The sequence below is a fragment of the Mesorhizobium sp. B4-1-1 genome (genome assembly GCF_006439375.1).
Classification (GTDB): Bacteria; Pseudomonadota; Alphaproteobacteria; order Rhizobiales; family Rhizobiaceae; genus Mesorhizobium.
This window is the reverse complement of the sequence record NZ_VFTH01000039.1, coordinates 1-21,163: the sequence shown is the minus strand read 5'-3', so window position 1 is coordinate 21,163 and position 21,163 is coordinate 1. Positions and strand designations below refer to the sequence as shown.

The window sequence follows — 21,163 nt, the reverse complement described above, 5'->3', positions numbered from 1 at the left end:
AAACGGCCTACGACTTATCGCTGGTGCCATCCAGATACTGCGTCAGCGCATAGACCAGATGGTAGAAGATACTGGCCGGCACGTCGGTCGCCAGTGAGCGGCCGCGTTCGTCGATGCGGTCGATCCACAAGCCCAGCGGCGCCGGGTCGATGTGCCAGCGGAACAGCCGGCCGACGCGCGCCTCGATCTCCGGCTTGAGATCCGGGCCGCCCGAACCGTCGAGCGCGATCGCCGCCTTCACCGCTTCGGCCTGCGGCCAGCTGCGCGAGACCGTGTCGAGCGGCAGGCCCTGGCGCGAGACGGCGCCATAGGCAAGGCCGGTGGCGCGATTGAGGCCGTTGGCGATCGCCGAGGCATAGAGTTTCCTGGCGAAGCCGCCGAGCTCCGTCTGGCCGCTGCGGGCGGCGAAATCGATGAGCAGCGAGGCCCATTCGAAATGATGGCCGGGCTCGGTCCAGGCGCCCTTGTCGCCGGCGGCGGGCTTCCAGCCGGCGTCGAAATATTCGCCCAACGTCCAGCTTTCCGTGTCGAAGAAATGGCTGCGGAAAAGATCGATGATGCGCGCGGCGCGGCGCAGATAGGCGCGGTCTCCGGTCGCCCGGTGCCAGGCAAGGAAGGCTTCGAGCAGATGCATGTGCGGGTTGGAGCGGCGCTCGCCCTCGCCATGGGAGGTTTCCAGAAAGCCGGTCATGCGGGCATCTTCCAGATGCGCGTCGAGGAAGGCGAACGTCTCCTCGCCGAGCCGCAACGCATCGGGATGGCCTGACATATGGGCGTGGGCGAGCGCCAGAAGCACGCAGGAATGGTCGTAGGCATCCTCGACCGGATCGGCGACCGAGCCGTCGATGTTGAGCGTGCGCACCCAGCCGCCTTTGTCGGTGCGGCCCTGACCCGCCATGAAGTCGATGCCGTGCGCAATCAGCGTGTCCGCCGGGCCGTCCCAGCCGCGCTCCTTGGCGACCGCGAAAGCATAGACCTGACGCGCCTGCGTGCGCATGCGCTTGGGTTTCATCAGCGGCGAGGCGTCGAAGCCCAGCGCCTCGTGGAAGCCGCCATGGCGCTCGTCGACGCCAATGGTAGACCATAGCGGCAGCGTCTCCTCGAACAGCCAGTGGCGCACGCGCCGGCGCCAGGCGCCGCTCTCGATGACGCGGTCATGCGCCGGCGTGAACCTGGTCTCGAGCCGACCGGATTTCTCCAACTGCTCGACGATCTTCTTGACGTGCTGGCTATGGCTGACCGGCGCGACGAAAGTGGCGTCGGCGGTGGAGACGATCGCCACGTCCTTCATGCCGATGGCCGACAGCAGGCGACCCTCGCTGCGGATATAGGAATTCTCGCAATCTATAGCGACGACGTCTCCGACGATGACGTTGCCCTGCCCATCGGACGGGCCGACATCGAGCAGCGACTGCCATGAACCGAGATCGTTCCAGCGGAAGCCGGCCGGCACCATGGCGATGTCTTTCGCGCGTTCCATGATGGCGTAGTCGATCGAGGTCGACGGAATCGCGGAATAGAGTTCCAGCGGCATGTAGAGGCCGGACAGATCGCTGGTCGCAGCCTTGTAGGCGGCCTCCGTCGCCTTCCAGATTTTCGGCTCATGGGCCGCGAAGGCGTCGCGCATGGCGCCGGCGCGGAACAGGAAGATGCCGGTGTTCCAGTAGAAGCTGCCAGCGTCCAGATAGGCCTGCGCGGTGGCGAGATCGGGCTTTTCGACGAAGCGCGAGACGTCGAAGACGCCGTCCTTGCCGGCCCCGACCTCGATATAGCCATAGCCGGTCTCGGGCTGTGTCGGTTTCAGGCCGAACACAACGAGCCGGCCGGCATTTGCCGCGCCCGCGCCCGCCTCGATGCTTTGCCAGAACTGACGAGGCGTCGATATTTCGTGGTCGGACGGCACCACCAGCACCAGCTCGTCGCCATATTCGGAGAGCGTGCGCAGGCAGGCCAGCACAACGGCGGCGGCCGTGTTGCGGCCCGTCGGCTCGAACAGCGGTCCGCCGCCGGCCAGATCGAGACCGGCAAGGTCGGCATGGACGCGGTCGGCGTGACGCTCCGCGGCGATCAGGAAAATCGGCGTCTCGCCTTGCGGGCGCGCCGCCAGCCGGCGCAAGGTCTTGGCCAGCATCGAGCCGTCGCCCGAGAAGTCGTGGAACTGCTTGGGATTGTCCTCGCGCGACAGCGGCCACAGCCGCGAGCCGATGCCACCGCTCATGACGAAACTGACGATGCGCTGGCTCATGAACGACCCTGTCAAGTCTGGCTCCGATGGGGCCGGACTTACGACAAAAGCCTTTAAGCCCACCTTTACCCCACAGCCAATCCTATGCCATTCGGGCAAGCTTCGCGAAAGAAAGGAAATGCGACGGAAGGACTGCCATTGCCGCTTGCAGGATCGGAAAGCGGCAGCTATAAGCCCGCGGTCTGGTCACGGAGTGTAGCGCAGTCTGGTAGCGCACCTCGTTCGGGACGAGGGGGTCGCAGGTTCAAATCCTGCCACTCCGACCAGAAAAAACAAGCACTTGGCTTTTCCCGAAATTGCTACCCGCCTGAAATCAGGACTGGCGTCAATCGTCGCCATAGCTCTCCGGCAGATGACGCTGTAGTTCCATTGCGTCGTGGAGAACGCGGCCAATTCCGATGACCTGGAGCGTCATGCGATAGAGCAGGAAATGGCGCGGTCGTAGCACAATGCCATGTTCGGTCCGCGCGCGGTCCCGACTATGGCGCAGGTGGTAGCTGCGGATCTTGTTTCCCAGCTCCGCGCGGGCGATGCTGCCGGCCCGTTGGGGATCGGCGACAATGTCGCGCAGGGCGGTCATCAGCAGCCGTTGGTAGCGAATACGCGCAATCTCGCCGAAATTGACTTCCGTGTAGGCGAGTATTTGAACGATGTCTTCCTTCGCGGCCGCGGAAAGCCGGTATAGGACCATGGCCTTACAAGCCGGTTTTTTTCGCGCGTAAGCTTGCCTGTTGCCCCAGGCCATCCATAAATTTTTCGACACCGTCTTCAGTAACATCCTCGAAACGGCCTTGTTCGATGTCATGGAAGCCGATGTTGGCGGCCTCCCTGAGCGCAGCGAGCTTTGCCTTCTCCCTCGCCTCGCGTTGCTCGACCAGCCGCAAGCCGTCACGCAACACCTCGCTCGCGTTCTGATAACGCCCGGTTTTCACCAACCGGTCGATCACCTCTTCGAGGTGTTCCGTCAGGACAACATTGCGTGTCGGCATCGCGATATCAGCTCCAATTCAACAGGCACGATACAGGCACATGGCATATTATGCCAATAGTTGTTGCGGTCAGCGCCGTCGAAGGATGGCCTGACCTTCGAAACAGAATCGCGCGGCAACGCTCGACAACAGTTTCTCAGTTTGGCCTAATGGCGACCCGCTATGCTTTCGAGATGCGCGGGAACTGTAAGACGGCGAACCAGGGTTGAGAGTATGAAGTTCACGCCGACGGCCATTGCACCGACACTCGTGTTCCTCCTGTTCGCGGCCGGCTGTTCATCGACCACGGCGTCGATCAGCCCGGCGAAATACGACAAAATGAACTGCCCCGAACTCAATAATGCAGTCGGCGACACCGCCACCGATATTTCACGGACCGCAATAGCCCGCGGCAAGGTCGCCAACACGAGCGTGCCGACGTGGCTGCTCGGCGGCGAGCGCGTGAAGACAGTGGTGGCCAATCGCGAAACCGCCCGGATCGACAGGCTGCAGCAACAGCAGCAGGCGATCGTCGCCGCGCGGAGGCAGAGGTGCCCATCCTCGCAGTGAGGCGAGCGAGGCCAAACTGCCGGCTTCAAGCGCTCATGCGGAACTTTGTCGAATCGATCGCCGCGTTCATCAGCGTCTGGGTGTAGGCTTCGCGCGGATTGTCGAAGATCTCTTGCGTCGGGCCCTCCTCGACGATCTTTCCCTGCTTCATGACGATGATGTAGTCGGCCATGGCACGCACCACCGCGAGGTCGTGGCTGATGAAGAGGTAGGACAGCTCGTGATCGGCCTGCAGCTTGCGCAACAGCTCGACGATCTGCTTCTGCACGGAGCGGTCGAGCGCCGAGGTCGGTTCGTCCAGCACCACCACTTTCGGCTTCAGGATCATGGCGCGGGCAATGGCGATGCGCTGGCGCTGGCCGCCGGAGAATTCGTGCGGGTAGCGGTTGCGCGCGTTGGGATCGAGGCCGACCTCGCGCAGCGCCTCGACGGCGCGCTGGTCGCGCTGCTTGCCCGTGAGCGAGGGCTCGTGCACCAAAAGGCCCTCGGTAACGATCTGACCGACGGTCATGCGCGGCGACAGCGAACCGAACGGATCCTGGAAGACGAGCTGCAATTCGCGCCTGAGCGGCCGCATCGCCTGGCGGTCGGCCTCGGAAATATCGCGGTCGCCGAAGCGGATGACGCCGTCGCTGGGCAAGAGTCTGAGCAGCGCGCGGCCGAGCGTCGACTTGCCGGAACCGGACTCGCCGACGATGCCGATCGTCTGGTTGCGCTTCAGCCGGACCGAGATCCTGTCCACCGCGCGCAGCATCAGCGGCTCGCCGCCGAAGAAGCCGCCTCCGATCTTGAACACCACCTCGACGTTGCGGCCTTCGAGCAGCACCGGCGAATTGGCCGGCGGCGCCGCCTTGGTGCCGGTCGGCTCGGCCGCGAGCAGCATCTTGGTGTAGGCATGCTGCGGGTTGGCAAAAAGCGCTTCCGCCGCGCCCTCCTCCACCACCTCGCCCTGGCGCATGACATAGACGCGGTCGGCGAATCGCCGCACGATGCCGAGGTCGTGCGTGATGAAGACGATGGCCATGCCGAGCTTGCGCTGCAGCTCGGCAAGCAGCGTCAGGATCTGCGCCTGGATGGTGACGTCGAGCGCCGTCGTCGGCTCGTCGGCGATCAGGATGTCGGGGTCGTTGGCCAGAGCCATGGCGATCATGACGCGTTGGCGCTGGCCACCCGACATCTCGTGCGGATAGGATTTCATCCGCCGTTCGGGATCGGGGATGTGCACCAGCCGCAAAAGCTTCAGCGCTTCCTCCCGTGCGGGCGCGGCGGCAAGCCCGCGATGCCGGCGGATCGGCTCGATCAGCTGGTTGCCGATGGTGTAGAGCGGGTCGAGCGAGGTCATCGGCTCCTGGAAGATCATGCTGATCTTGCGGCCGCGCACCTGGTTCAGCTCGCTCTTCGACATGGCCAGAAGGTTCCGGCCGCGATAATCGACATGGCCCGTCGCCTCGCCATTGGAGGAAAGCAGGCTCATCGCCGCCATCATCGTCTGGCTCTTGCCGGAGCCGGATTCGCCGACGACGGCGACCGTCTCGCCGGCATTGACCTTGATGTTGATGCCCTTGACCGCCTCGACCGTGCCGTCGAGGGTCTGGAAGCGGACGCGCAAGTCCTTGACGCTGAGGATCGTTTCGGTGGCCATGTCAACGGTCCTTTGGGTCAAGGGCGTCGCGCAGGCCGTCGCCAACGAAATTCAGCGCGAACAGCGTCGAGACGAGGAAGAAGGCTGGGAACAGCAGCAGCCAGTTGGCGTAGCCGATGTTCTTGGCGCCGACCGAGATCAGCACGCCCCAGCTGGTCATCGGCTCCTGCACGCCGAGACCGAGGAAGGAGAGGAAGCTCTCCAGGATGATGACCTGCGGCACCAGCAGCGTCATGTAGATGACCACCGGCCCGAGCAGGTTTGGGATGACATGGCGCAGCAGAATGCCGCGCTGGCCGACGCCCATGGCTTCCGCCGCCTGGACATATTCCTGCCTGCGGATCGACAGCGCCTGGCCGCGCACGATGCGGGCCATGTCGAGCCACAGCACGGCGCCCACCGCGAGAAACATCAGCACGAAGTTGCGGCCGAAAAACACGACCAGCATGATGACGAAAAAGATGAAGGGCAGCGAATAGAGCACGTCGACGATGCGCATCATCACCTCGTCGACCCGGCCGCCGGCAAAGCCCGCGGTCGCGCCATAGATGACGCCGATGACGCCGGCGACAACGCCGGCGAGCAGGCCGATGGCCAAGGATATACGCCCGGCCATCAGCGTTCGCGAGAGCAGGTCGCGGCCGGTGTTGTCGGTGCCGAAGAAGAAATATTGCTGCTTCACGGCCGAGCTCATCGTCACTTCGAGACCGTCGGGCGACTTGTTCTCGATCCTGGTGTCGTCGAAGGCATCGGAGCGGTCGAGATAGCGGATGTTGCGGTCGTCGATCGGCTTGGTCGAGGTGACGGTTACGACGACGCGATTGCCGTCCTGGTGCCATTCCTTGATGTCGGCGCGCATGCGCTTGATGGCGTCGCCCAGCGCACCCTGGATCATGTCGGGTTTCGGATAGGCCGAAAGGCTCGGCGGCATGCGCACATAGTCGCCATAGATGGTGGTGTATGCATGCGGCACGATCCACGGACCGCAAATGCTGATGACGGCGATGAAGGCCAGGTAATAGAGGCTGAGCATCGCGGCGCGGTTGCGCTTGAGCCGCGCCCAGGCATTGCCCCAGAGCGAGCGGCCGACGATCGGCTCGGGTACGGCGACGGCGAGGTCAGTCATAGCGCACCCTCGGGTCGACGACCGCATAGAGCAGGTCGACGATCAGGTTGAAGACGATGGTGAAGAGCGCGATCACCACCACGGTTCCCATGACCAGCGTGTAGTCGCGGTTGAGGGCTGCATCGACGAAGTAGCGGCCGACCCCTGGGATGGAGAAGATCGTCTCGACGATGATCGAACCGGTCAACAGCGCGGCCGCCGCCGGGCCGGTGAAGGAGACGATCGGCAGCACGGCGCCGCGCAGCGCGTGCTTGACCACCACCGACCAGTCGGACAGGCCGAGCGCGCGCGCGGTGCGGATATGGTGCGAACGCAGGCTCTCGATCATGGAGCCGCGCATCAGGCGGGCGACGATGGCGATCTGCGGCAAGGCCAGCGTCAGCACCGGACCGACCTTGTTGATCAAGGCGCCGTCGCCCCAGCCGCCGATCGGCAAGAGCTTCCAGGACAGCCCGAAGACGAGCTGGATCACTGGGGCGATGACGAAGGTCGGGATGGTGCTGCCGGCGGTGGCCAAGGCGATCACCGAATAATCGCCTATTTTGTTCTGGTTGAGCGCGGCGATGGTCCCCAGGATGGAGCCCAGCAGCAGCGCCAGCACCAGCGCCGAGGTGCCGATCTGGATGGAGATCGGCAGGCCCTTGGCGAAGAGCTCGGTGACGGTGAAATCCGGCAGGTTGTAGCTCGGGCCGAAACTGCCGCGCAAAAGATTGCCGAGATAGTGAACATATTGCAGCCAGAGCGGATCGTTGAGGCCGAACTGGGCTTCGAGATTGGCCCTGATTTCAGGGCTCAGGCCCCGCTCCTGGTTGAACGGACCGCCAGGGGCGACGCGGATCAGGAAAAACGCCACCGTCACGATGACGAACAGCGTGGGGATGGCGGTCAACAGCCGCCGGAAGACATAACGCAGCATCGGCGCCCCGCTTCAGCCAGGGCGACAGCTCTCCAGACGAGACCGTGGCGCGCTGGCATCTCTGATCTTCGCACCGGCATGCCCGAAAATCCAATCCGACTTTCGGCCCGGCACGACGACAGACCGAGGCCGCCGCTCCCAAAAAGAGAGCGGCGGCACGGCCAAGGTTTCTTGTCAGTCCTTGGAGATGAAGCGGGACGGATGAATGTCCATGACATTGTCGTCGAAGCCATGCAGCTTCGACGAAACGATGTCGTGGTAGCTGTAGTAGAGAAGCGGGATCTCGCCGACATCGTCGACGAGGATGCGCTCGGCTGCGGCGAGGTCCTTCATGCGCTCCTCAGGTTTGCCGCCGGCGGCGGCCGCCTTGTCCATGGCGGCTTCATAGGCAGGGCTGTTGTAGTTCGAGTAGTTGTTGCCGCTTGCCTTGCGCGAGATGCCGAGGAAGGTCTCCGGATCCTTGTAGTCGGCGATCCAGGCGGCGCGGGCGACGTCGTAATTGCCCTTCTGCTCGAGGAAGCCGTAGTGGGTCTTGGTGTCGGTGTTGAGCAGCGTCACCTCGACGCCGAGCGGCTTCAGCTGCTCCTGGATGGCGACCGCCGTGTTCTTATGGTTCTCCGAGGTGTTGTAGCGGATCTCCATCTTCAACGGATGCTCGGGTGTATAGCCTAGTTTTTCCAGGATCTTCTTGGCCTCGTCCTCGCGGTCGATCTGCGGCATGTCGGCGTATTTGGCCAGTGCCGGCGTGTAGCCCTCGATGCCCGGAGGCACCATCGAATATCCGGGCAGCATCGAGTTCTGCCAGACCTTCTCGGCGAGGAAGTCGCGGTCGATCGCCATCGAGATTGCGTTGCGCAACTCGACATTGTCCCACGGCGCCTTGTCTGTCTTGATCGCGTAATAATAAGTGCCGAGATATGGCCCGACACGGACCTGGTCACCGAATTTGGTCTTGAGATCGGCGAGTTGTTCAGTTGGCAGGTCGCCATAGCTGTCGAGTTCACCGGCCTCGAAACGCTTCATCGCCGACGAGCGATCCTCGGTCGGGATGTAGTTGACCACGTCGAGCTTGACGCTCGCGGCGTCCCAGAACTTCGGGTTCTTGACCAATTTCATATGGTCGTTGGGAACCCACTCCGCCAGCGTATAGGCGCCGTTGGAGACCAGCTTGCCCGGCTTGATCCATTCGGCACCGAGCTTGTCGATGGAACCCTTGTTGACCGGATAGGTCGCCTGGTGGGTCAGCATCTCCAGGAAGTAGGGTGTCGGAGCCTTCAGCGTGACTTCAAGCGTGTTGGCGTCGATCGCCTTCACGCCCATATCCTCGGCCTTGCCTTTTTTGGTGTTGAAGTCCTCCGCGCCCTTCACCGGATAGAGCATCGAGGCGTATTCCGCAGCGGTGGCCGGATCTTCCAGTCGCCGGAACGAATAGACAAAGTCGTCCGCCGTCACCGGGGTGCCGTCCGACCAGAGGCCGTCCTTGCGCAGCTTGAAGGTGTATACGGTGCCGTCATCCGATACCGTCCAACTTTCGGCGGCGCCCGGAATGAGGTTCGTCTTCTGGTCATGCATGGCGAGGCCCTGGAACAGGTCGCGTATGATATCGGCTTCATAGACTGTCGATGTCTTGTGCGGATCGACCGTCTCCGCCTCGGCGGCGGCGCCGCGGTTGTAGACGGTCTCGGCGAAGGCCGGGATGTACAAGGTGCCGGCGGCCAAGGCCAATGTGGTGGCGAACACCGTCGCCTTCAGCATGTTTTTCAGCATGAAGTTTCTCCCAGTCGGCGCAGCCCCTCAGCCACGCCTTTTTAAGTTTTGACACCCGGAACCGTCGAAACGGCCCCGTTTCAGGCGTGCCGCCGGTCCCTTCCGGCGGCTGGTGGCAGGAGACTAGACAGAGCGAAATCTTATTTCAACCACTGCCTGCTTGACGCAAAGTGAGCGCCATCACGCTAAAACAGCGAGGCCTAAAGCTTAGAGCTTGCCTTCAACTTGGCACACCTGCCGGTTGTTCGATGTGTTTTCTGTTTTTGCAGGCAGGTGTTGGCATTCTCCGCAACATGCTGAAAAACCGAAAGTTCCCTGTTTCTTGGTCTCGTTTCCGGGCGGACGCCTCGGGCACGTCGGCAATCGAATTCGCCATGCTTGCGCCCATCTTCATCCTGCTTCTGCTCGGCATGGTTGCATATGGAATCTATTTCGGTGCCAGCCACTCCGTGCAGCAGATCGCCGCCGATGCGGCGCGAACGGCCATTGCAGGTCTCAACCAGACCGAGCGGCAGGCACTGGTCACCGATTTCATCGCCCACGACGTCGCGGGCTACCCCTTCGTCGATCCCAACAAGCTGACCGTCAACGCGCAGGACAGCGTCGCCGATGGCAGCCAGTTCGTCGTCTCGGTCAGCTACGATGCGCGCAACCTGCCGATCTGGAACCTGTTCCGGACGCTGCCGTTGCCGGGCACGACGATCCAGAGTCAATCGACGATCCGCGTCGGAGGGATATGATGCGGGCCAAGGGGGGATTGACTGCGGCGACGCGTAGGCTGCTCGCCGACCGGAGCGCGAATTTCGCCGTGATGACGGCGCTATGCACGCCGGTGGCGCTGGCGCTGACCGCCTTCGCGATCGACGAAGGCTCGCTCTACAACGAGCGCCGGGCCGCGCAGTCGATCGTCGACCTTGCCGCCATCACCGCGGCTTCGAACATCACCAATGCCCAGCAGGCGGTGCTGACGACGCTCGCCGACAACGGCATCACCTCGGTCGCCGTGCAGCAACAAGGCACCACCGTGGCGCCAACCGCGAGCAAGGCGGTCGTCCAGATCGTGGCGGGGCGCTACACAGGCGTCAGCACCATTGCCGCCGGCAGCCGGTTCGAGGCGGGCAAGCTGCCCTACAATGCCGTGCAGGTGTCGCTGAAGAAGCAGGGCACGCTCTATTTCGCCGGCTCGATCATGTCGCCGCCTACTCTTGGCACGACCGCTATCGCCAGCGCGCAGCCGCAAGCGGCTTTTTCGGTCGGCTCGCGGCTTGCCAGCCTCAATGGCGGCATTCTCAACGCGCTTCTCGGCGGCCTCCTCGGCGGCAACGGCATCTCGCTCAGCGTGATGGATTACAATTCGCTGATCTCAGCTGATGTCGACGTTCTTTCGTTCACCGATGCGCTGGCGACGCAATTGCACCTGACCGGCGTGAGTTATTCCGACGTGCTTGCCTCCAAAGCAACGATCGGCCAGATCGCCACCGCCATGGCCAACGTGCCGGGGCTGGACCGCACGGCCAAGATCGCCCTGCAGACCATGGCTTCCAACGCCCCCAACACCGTCAAGATTCCGCTCAGCACCCTCATCGATCTCGGATCCGTCGGTGATCTCGGTATCGGGCAAAAGCCGGCCGGGCTCAACGTGACAGCCAGCGCGCTCAGCATGCTCACCACGGCAGCCGCTCTGGCCAACGGCACGAACCCGGTCGCGGTCAATCTCGGCACCAGCATACCGGGGCTGGCATCGACGACGCTGGCGATCGCCATCGGCGAGCCGATGCAGAACTCGGCCTGGCTGGCGGTGGGAGAAGCCGGCACCGTGGTGCGCACGGCGCAGACGCGCATCAAGCTCAACGCCGACGTCACCGTCGGCAATTCCAATCTCGGCGGCGGCACCAGTCTTGTCGCCGTCCACCTGCCGCTCAATGTCGAAGTGGCCTATGCCGAAGCGAGGCTGACCGATATCAGCTGCCCGACCGGTCCCTCCAGCATCAAGGTTTCGATCGCCGCGCAGCCGGGCGTGGTCTCAGCCCATCTCGCCAACAGCAGCGCAAGCGGCTTCGCGGATTTCACCAAGCCGCAGTCATTCTCCGACGCCGATATCGCGGACCTGAAGCCGTTGCTCATCCCGGTGCTGCAGGTGACAGGCTCGTCGGCCTTCTCGGTCACCAACATGACGCCGACCACCCTGACCTACAACGCCACCGACATCGCCAACAAGGCGATCAAGACGGTGTCGACGAAGAACCTGACGCAATCGCTAACGACATCGCTGGTCGACAACCTGTCGCTTTCGGTCAATGCGCTGGGGCTAGGCCTCGAGGTGACCGCCCTGCTCGGCACGGTGAAGCCGGCGGTGACGACGCTGCTCAACGGCGTGACCGCGCCGGTCGACAGCTTGGTCTACAACGTTCTTGGAGCGCTTGGCGTCCGTGTCGGCGAGGCCGACGTCCGGGTGACAGGCGCGACGTGCGGACGCTCGGTGCTGGTTCAGTAAGCTGCCGTCAGCCGATCCTGCCGACGAAACTGCCCAGAGGCGGCAGTGCCAGCACTCTTTCCTCGACAACACCGGTAAGAACGCCGGCGGCGTCGACGTCAAATGTCGCTATCTCGGCCTCGCCGATCTCCGTGGGCAGCGCCCAGCCTGTTGCCTCGGCCGAGAAATTGAAAACGCAAAGCAGCCTTTCGTCGTCGCGCTCGCGGAGGAAAGCGAGCACATCGCCATCGGCATCAAGAAAGCGGATCGCGCCTTGGATCAGTGCCGGATGGCTCTTGCGCAAGGCAAGGATCGACCGATAGGCGGCAAGCACCGACCGCTCCTCGCCATCCTGGACGTCGACCGCCCGGGCGCGGTGCGCCTGCGGCACCGGCAGCCAGGGCTTGGCCGTCGAAAAACCGGCATTCTCGGCCTCCGCCTGCCACACCATCGGCGTGCGGCAGCCGTCCCTGCCCTTCACGCCCGGCCAGAAACGAATGCCGACCGGATCGCGCAGATCCTCATAGGCTAGCTCGGCTTCCTCCAGCCCCAGTTCCTCGCCCTGATAGAGGCAGATCGACCCGCGCAGGCATGACAGCAGCGCGATCGAGAACTTGGCCACCGCGTCCGGGCTCTGGCCGGGCCGCGTCCAGCGGCTGACATGGCGCACCACATCATGGTTGGAAAAGGCCCAGCAGACCCAGCCGGCCGGGGCGGTCGTCTCGAACGCCTCCACGCAGCCGCGCACATGGGCGGCGGAAAATTGCGGGCTAAGCAGGTCGAACGTGTAGCACATCTGCAGTTTGTCGCCGCCGGATACATAGGCGGCGAGCGTCTGCAAGGAACGCTCCTCGTCACCCACCTCGCCGACCGCGGCACGATCGGGATACTCGTCGAGCAGCGCGCGGAAGCGTTTCAAGAAGTCGAGGTTCTCAGGCCGCGTCTTATCGAAGAGATGCTCCTGGAAGGCATAGGTGCTGGTCGAACCGTTGGTGCCGGCGACGCTTGACGCCAAAGGCGGGTTGTCGCGCAGCCAGCGGTCATGGACATAGTAGTTGACCGTATCCAGCCGGAAGCCATCGACGCCGCGCTCCAGCCAGAAGCGCACGGTGTCGAGCAGCGCGTCCTGAACGTCAGGATTGTGGAAGTTCAGATCCGGCTGCGCGGCCAGGAAATTGTGCATGTAATATTGCCGGCGGGTGGCGTCCCATTCCCAGGACGGGCCACCGAAGACGGACAGCCAGTTGTTGGGGGCGTTGCCGTCCGGCCTGGCGTCGGCCCAGACATACCAGTCCGCCTTGGCATTGTCGCGGCTGGCCCGGCTTTCGGCGAACCATTCGTGCTTGTCGGACGAATGCGAGATCACCTGGTCGATGATGAGCTTCATGCCGAGCCGATGCGCCTCGGCGACCAGCGCGTCGAAATCCTCCAGCGTGCCGAAGATCGGATCGACATCGCGGTAATCGGACACGTCATAGCCCATGTCGGCCATCGGCGACTTGAAGAAGGGCGACAGCCAGACGGCATCGACGCCGAGCGACGCGATATGGGCGAGCCGCGCGGTGATACCCTTCAAATCACCGCTGCCGTCGCCGCTCGTATCCTGGAAGGAACGCGGATAGACTTGGTAGATGACGCAGCCGCGCCACCATTCGGCGCCTTGCTCTGGATTGTCGCCAGCCATTACGACCCCTTCTTGCTCCGCGATTTAGCGGCTCGCCGCTCGATCATGAAACCGACGCTGCGACCGGGCAACGGCCGCGCCAGATCGACCGGCTGCGTCTCGATTGCCGGGCGCCATTCAAATCCGTCCCGCGCGGGCAGGCTGAAGACACATTGGCGGCGGTCGCCGTTGATCACCACTGCCAGGCGCCCGCCCTCGGCATCGCCGAGCAGCATGACGAGGCGATGTCGGCCGGGATCGTTCCAGTCCGTATCGCCGAGCGGCGCGCCGGTCTCGGTCAGCCAGGCCACGTCGGGGATTTCCGATCCGTCGGCAGGCTCGCCGCTCAGGAAGCGCGTATCCGGCAACGCAGGAAAGGCCCGGCGCAACGTGGCCAGCGACGATGCATATTGCTCCAGCGCCCGGTCGCGGCCAGCCCAGTCGAGCCAGGTGATGGCATTGTCCTGCGCATAGGCGTTGTTGTTGCCTTTCTGCGTGCGGCCGAACTCGTCGCCGGCGGTCAGCATGATGGTGCCGCGCGAGGCAAAGAGCGTGGCGAGCAGCGCGCGCTGGTCGTTGAAGCGGGCCATGGCGATCGCCTCGTCGTCCGTCTCGCCCTCGGCGCCGTTGTTCCAAGACAAATTGTCGTTGTGGCCGTCGCGATTCTGCTCGCCGTTGGCCTCGTTGTGCTTGCGCTCGTAGGCGACGATGTCGGTCAGCGTCATGCCGTCATGCGCGGCGATGAAATTAACGCTGCGGCTCGCCGGTTGGCCGTCCCTGCCGAAGATATCGGAAGAGCCGGCAAGCCGGGTGGCCAAGGCGCCGATCGCGTCGGTATCGCCGCGCCAGAAGCGCCTGACGTCGTCGCGGTAGCGGTCGTTCCATTCCAGATATGGCGGACGGAAACTGCCGAGCTGGTAACCGTTCGGACCGATATCCCAGGGCTCGGCGATCAGCACGCGATCGGCGAGCACAGGATCGCCGGCGATGGCCTGAAGCAGCGGTGCCTCGGGATCGAAGGCGCCGTCGACGCGACCGAGCACTGGCGCCAGATCGAAGCGAAAGCCGTCAACGCCGGCGGAGCGGACGAAGTGGCGGAGCGTGTCGAGCACCATCTCGCGCACCACAGGATGGTCGCAGGCGACGGTGTTGCCGGTGCCGGTGTCGTTGACCAGCCTGCCGTCCGACTGATGCCGGTAGTAGCCTATCGCATCCAGTCCGCGCAGCGACAGCGTCGGCCCGAGCCGGTCGCTTTCGCCGGTGTGGTTGAAGACGAGGTCGAGGATGGTGCCGATGCCCGCCTTGCGCAACGCGGCGACGGTATCGCGCAATTCCTCGAGGCCACCGGGCGCGAGATGCGGATCGAGAGCCATGAACGTGACGGGATTATAGCCCCAGGCATTGCTGAGGCCCAATGGCGGCAGGTGCCGCTCGTCGATCGACGCGCTGACCGGCATCAGTTCGACGGCCGAGACGCCGAGACGCTGCAGGTGCTCGATGACAGCCGGATTGGCGAGCGCCGCAATGGTGCCGCGCTGCGCTTCCGGAACCTCCGGATGCAGCCTGGTGAAGGAGCGGACGTTGAGCTCGTAGATCAGCCCGCCGGCCTGGAAGAGCGGCGGTTTGGCCGGTTCCGGCTTGGGCAGCGGACGCGCAATCGCCTTCGGCATCAGCGAGGACGTGTCGGCGCCTTCATTGCGTTTGGCGGCAAGCCGCCAATGATATTGATATGGACGGTCCAACTCGACGGCGTAGGGGTCGGTGAGAAGCTTGTTCGGGTCGAACCAAAGGCCGCGCTCCGGCGCATAGTCGCCATCGGCGCGAAAGCCGTAATGCGTGCCCTCGCCAAGGCCGGGGACGAGGAGCGCGTGCACGCCCTCGCCTTCCGGATTGAGCTCCAGCCGGTCGAGTTCGCGCGCGCCGGTGTCGTCGAAGATCGAGACCCAGAGACGCCGCGCCGATGAGGACCAGACGGCGAAGCGGATGCCTTCGGGGGTGATGGTGGCGCCAAGCTGGGTCATGCGAGCGCCTCCCCTTCTCTCCTTGTGGGAGAAGGTGGATCGGCGCGCAGCGCCGAGACGGAGGAGGGATGTTGGAAGAAATGAGGCGTCGGCGGTGCCACCGCCGGTTTGCGCCAAGCTGGAGCACCCCTCATCCGTCGCCTTCGGCGACACCTTCTCTCACAAGGGCAGAAGGGGGAGCCGCGCCGCGCCGCCACCCTCAAGTAATCACGCTCGGCTTGTTGCGGCCGGTGTGGCTCTTGATGCCGGCGATGTCGTCGGCGGCGGCGATGAGATCGGCGAGCGCTTCCTGGGTGTCGAGATCGTGCCTGGCCTTGTCCGGCTCGTAGCGCTCGATATAGACGCGCAGCGTCGCCCCTGACGTGCCGGTGCCGGAGAGGCGCAGGACAACACGCGAGCCGCCCTCGAACAGGATTCGTATGCCCTGATGCTCGCTCACGGAGCCGTCGACCGGATCGTGATAGGCAAAATCGTCGGCCTTGGCGATCTTGAGGCCGCGCACCCCGGTGCCGGCGAGCGAACCAAGCTTGGCGCGCAGTTCGTCGACCAGCGCGTTGGCGCGGTCGCTGTCGACCTCCTCGTAGTCGTGGCGCGAATAGTAATTGCGGCCGTACGTCGCCCAGTGCTCGGTGACGATCTGCTTGCAGCTCTCGCCGCGCGCGGCCAGGATGTTGAGCCACAAAAGCACGGCCCACAGACCGTCCTTCTCGCGCACGTGGTTGGAGCCGGTGCCGGCGCTCTCCTCGCCGCAGATGGTCGCCATGCCGGCGTCGAGCAGATTGCCGAAGAACTTCCAGCCGGTCGGCGTCTCGTACATGCCGATGCCGAGCTTTTCGGCGACGCGGTCGGCCGCGCCGCTGGTCGGCATGGAGCGGGCGATGCCTCTCAGGCCGTCCTTGTAGCCCGGCGCCAGTTTGGCATTGGCGGCAAGCATCGCCACCGAGTCCGACGGCGTGACGAAGATGCCTCTGCCGATGATCAGGTTGCGGTCGCCGTCGCCGTCCGAAGCCGCGCCGAAATCCGGCGCGTCCGGCCCCATCATCTCGTCATAGAGGTGCTTTGCATGCACCAGATTCGGATCGGGGTGATGGCCGCCGAAGTCGGGAAGCGGCTTGAAGTTGCGGCAGGTGCCGTCGGGCGCGCCGAGCCGGCGTTCGAGGATCTCCTTGGCATAGGGACCGGTCACCGCGTGCATGGCGTCGAAACGCATGCGGAAGCCCGACTTGAAGAGCTTCTTCAGCGCATCGAAGTCGAACAGGCTTTCCATCAATTCGGCATAGTCCTTGACCGGATCGAATATCTCGACCGTCATGTCGCCCGCCTTGACGGTGCCGATGGTGTCGATGTCGATGGCGCCTATATCGGCGATCTTGAAGCTCTTGATCTCCTTCGACTTGGCAAAGATCGCGTCGGTGATCTTTTCCGGCGCCGGGCCGCCATTGCCGGCATTGTACTTGATGCCGAAATCCTCGTGCGGACCGCCGGGATTGTGGCTGGCCGACAGGATGATGCCGCCGAAGGTCTTGTATTTGCGGATGATGTTGGAGGCGGCGGGCGTCGACAGAATCCCGCCCTGCCCGACCATCACCTTGCCGAAGCCGTTGCCGGCGGCGATCGCGATGGCCTTCTGGATGACCTCGCGGTTGTAGAAGCGGCCGTCGCCGCCGATCACCAGCGTCTTGCCTTCGAATCCGTCCAGCGCATCGAAGATCGACTGGATGAAGTTCTCGGCATAGTGCTCCTGCTGGAAGACGGGCACCTTCTTGCGCAGGCCGGAGGTGCCCGGCTTCTGGTCGGTATAGGGTTTGGTGGGGACGGTTTTGATCATGCCTCAGGCAGCCCTTTTCGAAAGCAGCAAGCGATAGAGTTCGACGTATTTTTCGGCGCTCTTGTCCCAGGAGACATCGGCCTTCATGCCCTGGCGCTGGATCGAGGCCCAAGTCGCCGGCCGGGCATGCTGCTCGACCAGCCGCTGGATGGCATGCAGCATCGCGCCGCCATTGTTGGGCGCGAACTGGAAGCCGGTGGCGACGCCTGCCGACAACGCTGCTTCATTGGCGTCGATGATGGTGTCGGCCAAACCGCCGGTACGGGCGACGACCGGCACGCAGCCATAGCGCAGGCCATAGAGCTGGGTCAGGCCGCAGGGCTCGAAGCGGGACGGAATGATGATGGCATCGCAGCCGCCCTGCATGACGTGCGAAAGACCTTCATCGTAACCGACGACGACACCGACGCGGCCGCGATGACGGGCGGCGGCGGCAAGCAGCGTGCCTTCGAGACCGGCGTCACCCGAGCCCAGTATGGCGAGGCGCGCGCCGGCGGCGACGATGCCGTCGACGACCGCGGCCAGGATGTCCATGCCCTTCTGCCACGTCAGCCGGCTGACGACGCAGACGATCGGGCTGCCGTCCGCCTCCAGGTTGAAGCGCTCTTCGACCGCCTTGCGGTTCTTGGCCCGCGCGACAAGCGTCTCGGCCGAATAATTGGCCACCAGATGCTTGTCGGTCTCGGGATTCCAGATGTCGACGTCGATGCCGTTGACGATGCCGTAGAGATCGGTGGCGCGCATGTTGATCAGCCCGTCGAGGCCCATGCCGAATTCCGGCGAGCGGATTTCCTGCGCGTAGGTCGGGCTCACCGTGGTGATCGCCCAGGCCGCCTGAAGGCCGGCCTTGAGATAGCCGACGCCACCATAATATTCGACGCCGTCGAGTTGCATAGCCACAGCCGGCAGGCCGAGTTCGCCGAAGATGCCGGCGCCGAACTGGCCCTGGAAAGCAAGATTGTGCACGGTGATCAGCGACGGCACGCCGACCGCCTTGCCGTATCGCATATAGGCAAGCGTCATGGCCGACTGCCAGTCGTGGGCATGAACGATGTCCGGCTGGTAGCCGGAGATCGCGCCGCCGGCAATGTCGCCGCCGACCTGACTCAAGGCCGCGAAGCGGCGCCAGTTGTCCGGCCAGTCGGCGCCGGAGGCCGTGCCGTAAGGGCCGCCCTGGCGATCGAAGAGATGCGGCGCGTCGAGCACGAAGAGATCGAGCTCGCCGATCTTGACGGCATGGACCGAAGCCTTGCCGCCTTGCAGCAGCGGGTACTGGTAAACGGCCTTCTTCTTGGCGAAAGCCGCCATCACGATGGGATAGCCGGGAACCAGCGTGCGCATCGCCACGCCCTTGCCGGCAAGGGCGATCGGCAGGGCGCCGGTCACGTCGGCAAGCCCGCCGGTTTTGACCAGCGGAAAGATTTCGGGCGTAACCGACAGAACCTGCATGCGCTCCACATTCCGATCTCAACGTGACAGGTCAAAGTGACAATCTGTTGATCAAGTCGTCAGCTTGCTGACCGACCCGACAGCTTGCCGATCAACCCTATCAGGTTGCCAGCTTGTTGATCATGTCCTGGGTGATGAGGCAGATGCCTTTCTCCGACACGCGAAAACGCTTGGCGTCGAGCGCGGGATCCTCGCCCACCACCAGGCCCTCCGGAATCTGGACGCCATGGTCGATGACGACGCGCTTGAGGCGCGCGTTGCGGCCGACGGTGACGTCGGGCAGCATCACCACTTCCTCGAGCTTGGAATAGGAATTGATGCGGGCGCCGGTGAAGATCAGGCTGCGGCGCAGCGAGGCGCCGGAGACGATGCAGTCGCCGGAGACCAGCGAGGAGATCGCCTCGCCGCGGCGGCCGTCCTCGTCATGCACGAACTTTGCCGGCGGCTTCAATTCGGCATAGGTCCAGATCGGCCAGTCGCGGTCGTAGAGGTCGAGCTCGGGCGTGATGTCGGTGAGGTCGATATTGGCCTCCCAATAGGCGTCCACCGTGCCGACGTCGCGCCAGTAGGGCTCGGACTCGTGCGAGGAACGCACGCAGGATTTGGCGAAACGGTGAGCGATCGCCTTGCCGTGCTGGACGATGTAAGGGATGATGTCCTTGCCGAAGTCGCGGCTGGAGCCGGGCTCGGCGGCGTCGCGGCGCAGCTGTTCCATCAGGAACTTGGTCTTGAAGACGTAGATGCCCATCGAGGCCAGCGCGAATTCCGGCTTGTCGGGGATACCGGGCGGATCGGCCGGCTTCTCGACGAAGGCGATGATGTTGTCCTTCTTGTCGACATGCATGACGCCGAAGCCGGTCGCCTCCATGCGCGGCACTTCCAGGCAGCCGACGGTGACGTCGGCGCCGGCATCGACATGCTGGCGCAGCATCAGCTCGTAATCCATCTTGTAGATGTGGTCGCCGGCGAGGATGACCATGTATTCGGGGCCGTAGGCCTCGATGATGTCGATGTTCTGGTAGACGGCGTCGGCGGTGCCTTCATACCACTGGGTTTCGGACACGCGCTGCGATGCCGGCAGGATGTCGAAGCTTTCGTTTCGCTCGGGCCGCAGGAAGTTCCAGCCGCGCTGCAGATGGCGGATCAGCGAATGCGCCTTGTACTGGGTGGCGACGCCGAGGCGGCGGATGCCGGAGTTGAGCGCATTGGAGAGGGCGAAATCGATGATGCGCGTCTTGCCGCCGAAATAGACGGCGGGCTTGGCGCGCCGGTCGGTCAGCTCCCTGAGGCGGCTGCCGCGGCCGCCGGCCAGCACATAGGCCATGGCATCGCGCGCCAGCGGCTGGGTTCTCTTGATCTCTGCCATTTTGTTACCCTCCCAAACAAGCTGCCCGGACCGTTGCAAGAGCAGGATGAGACACCATCCTGCTTCAATCCGCGACGAATTCCAGCATGATCGTCGACAGCGGCGGCAAGAGCATCGTCGCCGATATGCCTCCCCCTTCCCCGCTCGCCTCGACCACGCCGCCATTGCCCATGCCGGAGCCGCCATAGGCCTCGGCGTCGGTATTGATGATTTCGCGCCATTTTCCCGCCTTCGGCAGCGGCACGCGATAGTTCTCGCGCGGCACCGGCGTGAAATTGGCGATGACGGCGATCGAATTGCCGTCCGGCGCGCTGCGCAGCCAGGCGAAGACCGAATTGTCGCGGTCGTCGACGATCAGCCAGGAGAAGCCCTCCGGCTCGCAATCGCGCGCATGCAGCGCCGGGCGCGAACGGTAGAGGTAGTTCAAATCCCGCACCGCCTGCCAGACGCCGCGATGCGGCGCGAACTCGAGCAGGTCCCAGTCGAGCGCGCGTTCCTCGCTCCACTCGCGGCGCTGGGCGAATTCCTGGCCCATGAACAGGAGCTTCTTGCCGGGATAGCCCCACATGAAGGCGTAATAGGCGCGCAGCGTGGCGAACTTCTGCCAGTCGTCGCCGGCCATCTTGTTGAGCAGCGTGCCTTTGCCGTGCACGACCTCGTCATGCGAAAGCGGCAGCACGAAGTTTTCCGAGAAAGCGTAGACCAGGCCGAAGGTGATGTCGTTGTGGTGGTGCTTGCGGAAGATCGGCTCCTTGGAAAGATACTCCAAGGTGTCGTGCATGAAGCCCATGTTCCATTTGAAGCCGAAGCCCAGCCCGCCTTCATGCACGGGACGCGACACTTTCGGCCATGAGGTCGATTCCTCGGCGATCGTCATCACGCCGGGGTGGTGGCCGTAGACCTCCTTGTTCATCTTCTGCAGGAAGGAGACAGCCTGCAGGTTCTCGCGCCCGCCCTTCTCGTTGGGGATCCACTCGCCGGCCTTGCGCGAATAATCGAGGTAGAGCATCGAGGCGACCGCGTCGACGCGCAGGCCGTCGACATGGTACTTCTCGGCCCAGAACAGCGCGTTGTTGACGAGGAACGACACCACCTCGCGGCGGCCGAAATTGTAGATGGCCGTGTTCCA

Annotated in this window: 16 protein-coding genes and 1 tRNA gene; 4 read left to right on the top strand and 13 right to left on the bottom strand. The window is 64.0% G+C overall.

The genetic code is table 11. The annotated features are described in order from the left end of the window. Positions 1–7: 7 nt before the first annotated feature. Positions 8–2,245 carry an AGE family epimerase/isomerase gene (locus tag FJW10_RS29515; protein ID WP_140902666.1) on the bottom strand — a complete coding sequence of 746 codons (2,238 nt, stop codon included), beginning with the start codon at positions 2,243–2,245 and terminating at the stop codon, positions 8–10. A gap of 189 nt (positions 2,246–2,434) precedes the next feature. On the opposite strand from FJW10_RS29515, the gene FJW10_RS29510 reads away from it, so the two are divergent. Then, positions 2,435–2,511: transfer RNA gene (locus FJW10_RS29510), tRNA-Pro, on the top strand. Positions 2,512–2,570: 59 nt separating this feature from the next. Here the strand turns inward: FJW10_RS29510 and FJW10_RS29505 are convergent. Together FJW10_RS29505 and FJW10_RS29500 are read right to left on the bottom strand one after the other, a co-directional pair. Further along, positions 2,571–2,990, bottom strand: a complete 420-nt coding sequence (locus FJW10_RS29505; RefSeq protein WP_348639767.1) for a type II toxin-antitoxin system RelE/ParE family toxin — start codon at positions 2,988–2,990, stop codon at positions 2,571–2,573. Beyond that, the gene (locus FJW10_RS29500) at positions 2,941–3,234 is read right to left on the bottom strand and encodes a type II toxin-antitoxin system ParD family antitoxin (protein WP_140643434.1); all 294 of its coding nucleotides are present in this window, start codon (positions 3,232–3,234) and stop codon (positions 2,941–2,943) included. The genes FJW10_RS29505 and FJW10_RS29500 overlap by 50 nt, the downstream gene beginning before the upstream one ends. Before the next feature lie 213 nt (positions 3,235–3,447). Here FJW10_RS29500 and FJW10_RS29495 point away from each other — a divergent pair, with 213 nt between their 5' ends. Further along, positions 3,448–3,783: a hypothetical protein gene (locus FJW10_RS29495; RefSeq protein ID WP_140902660.1), complete on the top strand. Its 336-nt coding sequence runs from the start codon at positions 3,448–3,450 to the stop codon at positions 3,781–3,783. Positions 3,784–3,808: 25 nt separating this feature from the next. Here FJW10_RS29495 and FJW10_RS29490 read toward each other — a convergent pair whose 3' ends face one another. From FJW10_RS29490 to FJW10_RS29475, 4 genes are all read right to left on the bottom strand, one after another. Continuing rightward, entirely contained in the window at positions 3,809–5,425 is a 1,617-nt protein-coding gene (locus FJW10_RS29490; RefSeq protein ID WP_140902659.1) for an ABC transporter ATP-binding protein, read from the bottom strand. 1 nt (position 5,426) lies between these two features. Then, entirely contained in the window at positions 5,427–6,551 is a 1,125-nt protein-coding gene (locus tag FJW10_RS29485; RefSeq protein WP_140902658.1) for an ABC transporter permease subunit, read from the bottom strand. After that, positions 6,544–7,467: an ABC transporter permease subunit gene (locus FJW10_RS29480; RefSeq protein WP_140541606.1), complete on the bottom strand. Its 924-nt coding sequence runs from the start codon at positions 7,465–7,467 to the stop codon at positions 6,544–6,546. The genes FJW10_RS29485 and FJW10_RS29480 overlap by 8 nt, the downstream gene beginning before the upstream one ends. Positions 7,468–7,641: 174 nt before the next feature. Continuing rightward, on the bottom strand, positions 7,642–9,234 hold the full coding sequence (locus FJW10_RS29475) for a peptide ABC transporter substrate-binding protein (protein WP_140902657.1): 1,593 nt from the start codon (positions 9,232–9,234) through the stop codon (positions 7,642–7,644). 170 nt (positions 9,235–9,404) lie between these two features. Here FJW10_RS29475 and FJW10_RS29470 point away from each other — a divergent pair, with 170 nt between their 5' ends. Continuing rightward, positions 9,405–9,974, top strand: a complete 570-nt coding sequence (locus FJW10_RS29470) for a TadE/TadG family type IV pilus assembly protein (protein ID WP_246674405.1) — start codon at positions 9,405–9,407, stop codon at positions 9,972–9,974. Next, entirely contained in the window at positions 9,971–11,728 is a 1,758-nt protein-coding gene (locus FJW10_RS29465; RefSeq protein ID WP_140902656.1) for a pilus assembly protein TadG-related protein, read from the top strand. Before FJW10_RS29470 ends, FJW10_RS29465 begins: the two co-directional genes overlap by 4 nt. Positions 11,729–11,735: 7 nt before the next feature. On the opposite strand, the gene FJW10_RS29460 is transcribed toward FJW10_RS29465, so the two are convergent. The 6 genes from FJW10_RS29460 to glgB form a co-directional block, all read right to left on the bottom strand. Next, positions 11,736–13,391, bottom strand: a complete 1,656-nt coding sequence (locus FJW10_RS29460; RefSeq protein ID WP_140830918.1) for an alpha-glucosidase family protein — start codon at positions 13,389–13,391, stop codon at positions 11,736–11,738. After that, the gene (gene glgX, locus FJW10_RS29455; protein WP_140902655.1) at positions 13,391–15,391 is read right to left on the bottom strand and encodes a glycogen debranching protein GlgX; all 2,001 of its coding nucleotides are present in this window, start codon (positions 15,389–15,391) and stop codon (positions 13,391–13,393) included. Before glgX ends, FJW10_RS29460 begins: the two co-directional genes overlap by 1 nt. Before the next feature lie 199 nt (positions 15,392–15,590). Beyond that, positions 15,591–17,219 carry an alpha-D-glucose phosphate-specific phosphoglucomutase gene (locus tag FJW10_RS29450; RefSeq protein ID WP_140902654.1) on the bottom strand — a complete coding sequence of 543 codons (1,629 nt, stop codon included), beginning with the start codon at positions 17,217–17,219 and terminating at the stop codon, positions 15,591–15,593. A 3-nt stretch (positions 17,220–17,222) separates the two neighbouring features. Continuing rightward, positions 17,223–18,668, bottom strand: a complete 1,446-nt coding sequence (gene glgA / locus FJW10_RS29445) for a glycogen synthase GlgA (RefSeq protein WP_140902653.1) — start codon at positions 18,666–18,668, stop codon at positions 17,223–17,225. Positions 18,669–18,768: 100 nt separating this feature from the next. Further along, positions 18,769–20,034: a glucose-1-phosphate adenylyltransferase gene (gene glgC, locus FJW10_RS29440; protein ID WP_140902652.1), complete on the bottom strand. Its 1,266-nt coding sequence runs from the start codon at positions 20,032–20,034 to the stop codon at positions 18,769–18,771. Between the two features lie 64 nt (positions 20,035–20,098). Further along, the coding region (glgB, locus tag FJW10_RS29435) for a 1,4-alpha-glucan branching enzyme (protein ID WP_140902651.1) at positions 20,099–21,163 on the bottom strand (1,065 nt) is incomplete at its 5' end.

Excerpts from the sequence above, each read along its gene's own strand:
- FJW10_RS29485 (WP_140902658.1), bottom strand. The coding sequence starts at position 6,551 with ATGACTGACCTCGCCGTCGCCGTACCCGAGCCGATCGTCGGCCGCTCG.
- FJW10_RS29480 (WP_140541606.1), bottom strand. The coding sequence starts at position 7,467 with ATGCTGCGTTATGTCTTCCGGCGGCTGTTGACCGCCATCCCCACGCTG.
- glgC (WP_140902652.1), bottom strand. The coding sequence starts at position 20,034 with ATGGCAGAGATCAAGAGAACCCAGCCGCTGGCGCGCGATGCCATGGCC.
- FJW10_RS29515 (WP_140902666.1), bottom strand. The coding sequence starts at position 2,245 with ATGAGCCAGCGCATCGTCAGTTTCGTCATGAGCGGTGGCATCGGCTCG.
- FJW10_RS29490 (WP_140902659.1), bottom strand. The coding sequence starts at position 5,425 with ATGGCCACCGAAACGATCCTCAGCGTCAAGGACTTGCGCGTCCGCTTC.
- glgX (WP_140902655.1), bottom strand. The coding sequence starts at position 15,391 with ATGACCCAGCTTGGCGCCACCATCACCCCCGAAGGCATCCGCTTCGCC.
- FJW10_RS29450 (WP_140902654.1), bottom strand. The coding sequence starts at position 17,219 with ATGATCAAAACCGTCCCCACCAAACCCTATACCGACCAGAAGCCGGGC.
- glgA (WP_140902653.1), bottom strand. The coding sequence starts at position 18,668 with ATGCAGGTTCTGTCGGTTACGCCCGAAATCTTTCCGCTGGTCAAAACC.
- FJW10_RS29505 (WP_348639767.1), bottom strand. The coding sequence starts at position 2,990 with ATGGCCTGGGGCAACAGGCAAGCTTACGCGCGAAAAAAACCGGCTTGT.
- FJW10_RS29495 (WP_140902660.1), top strand. The coding sequence starts at position 3,448 with ATGAAGTTCACGCCGACGGCCATTGCACCGACACTCGTGTTCCTCCTG.
- FJW10_RS29475 (WP_140902657.1), bottom strand. The coding sequence starts at position 9,234 with ATGCTGAAAAACATGCTGAAGGCGACGGTGTTCGCCACCACATTGGCC.
- FJW10_RS29465 (WP_140902656.1), top strand. The coding sequence starts at position 9,971 with ATGATGCGGGCCAAGGGGGGATTGACTGCGGCGACGCGTAGGCTGCTC.
- FJW10_RS29460 (WP_140830918.1), bottom strand. The coding sequence starts at position 13,391 with ATGGCTGGCGACAATCCAGAGCAAGGCGCCGAATGGTGGCGCGGCTGC.
- FJW10_RS29500 (WP_140643434.1), bottom strand. The coding sequence starts at position 3,234 with ATGCCGACACGCAATGTTGTCCTGACGGAACACCTCGAAGAGGTGATC.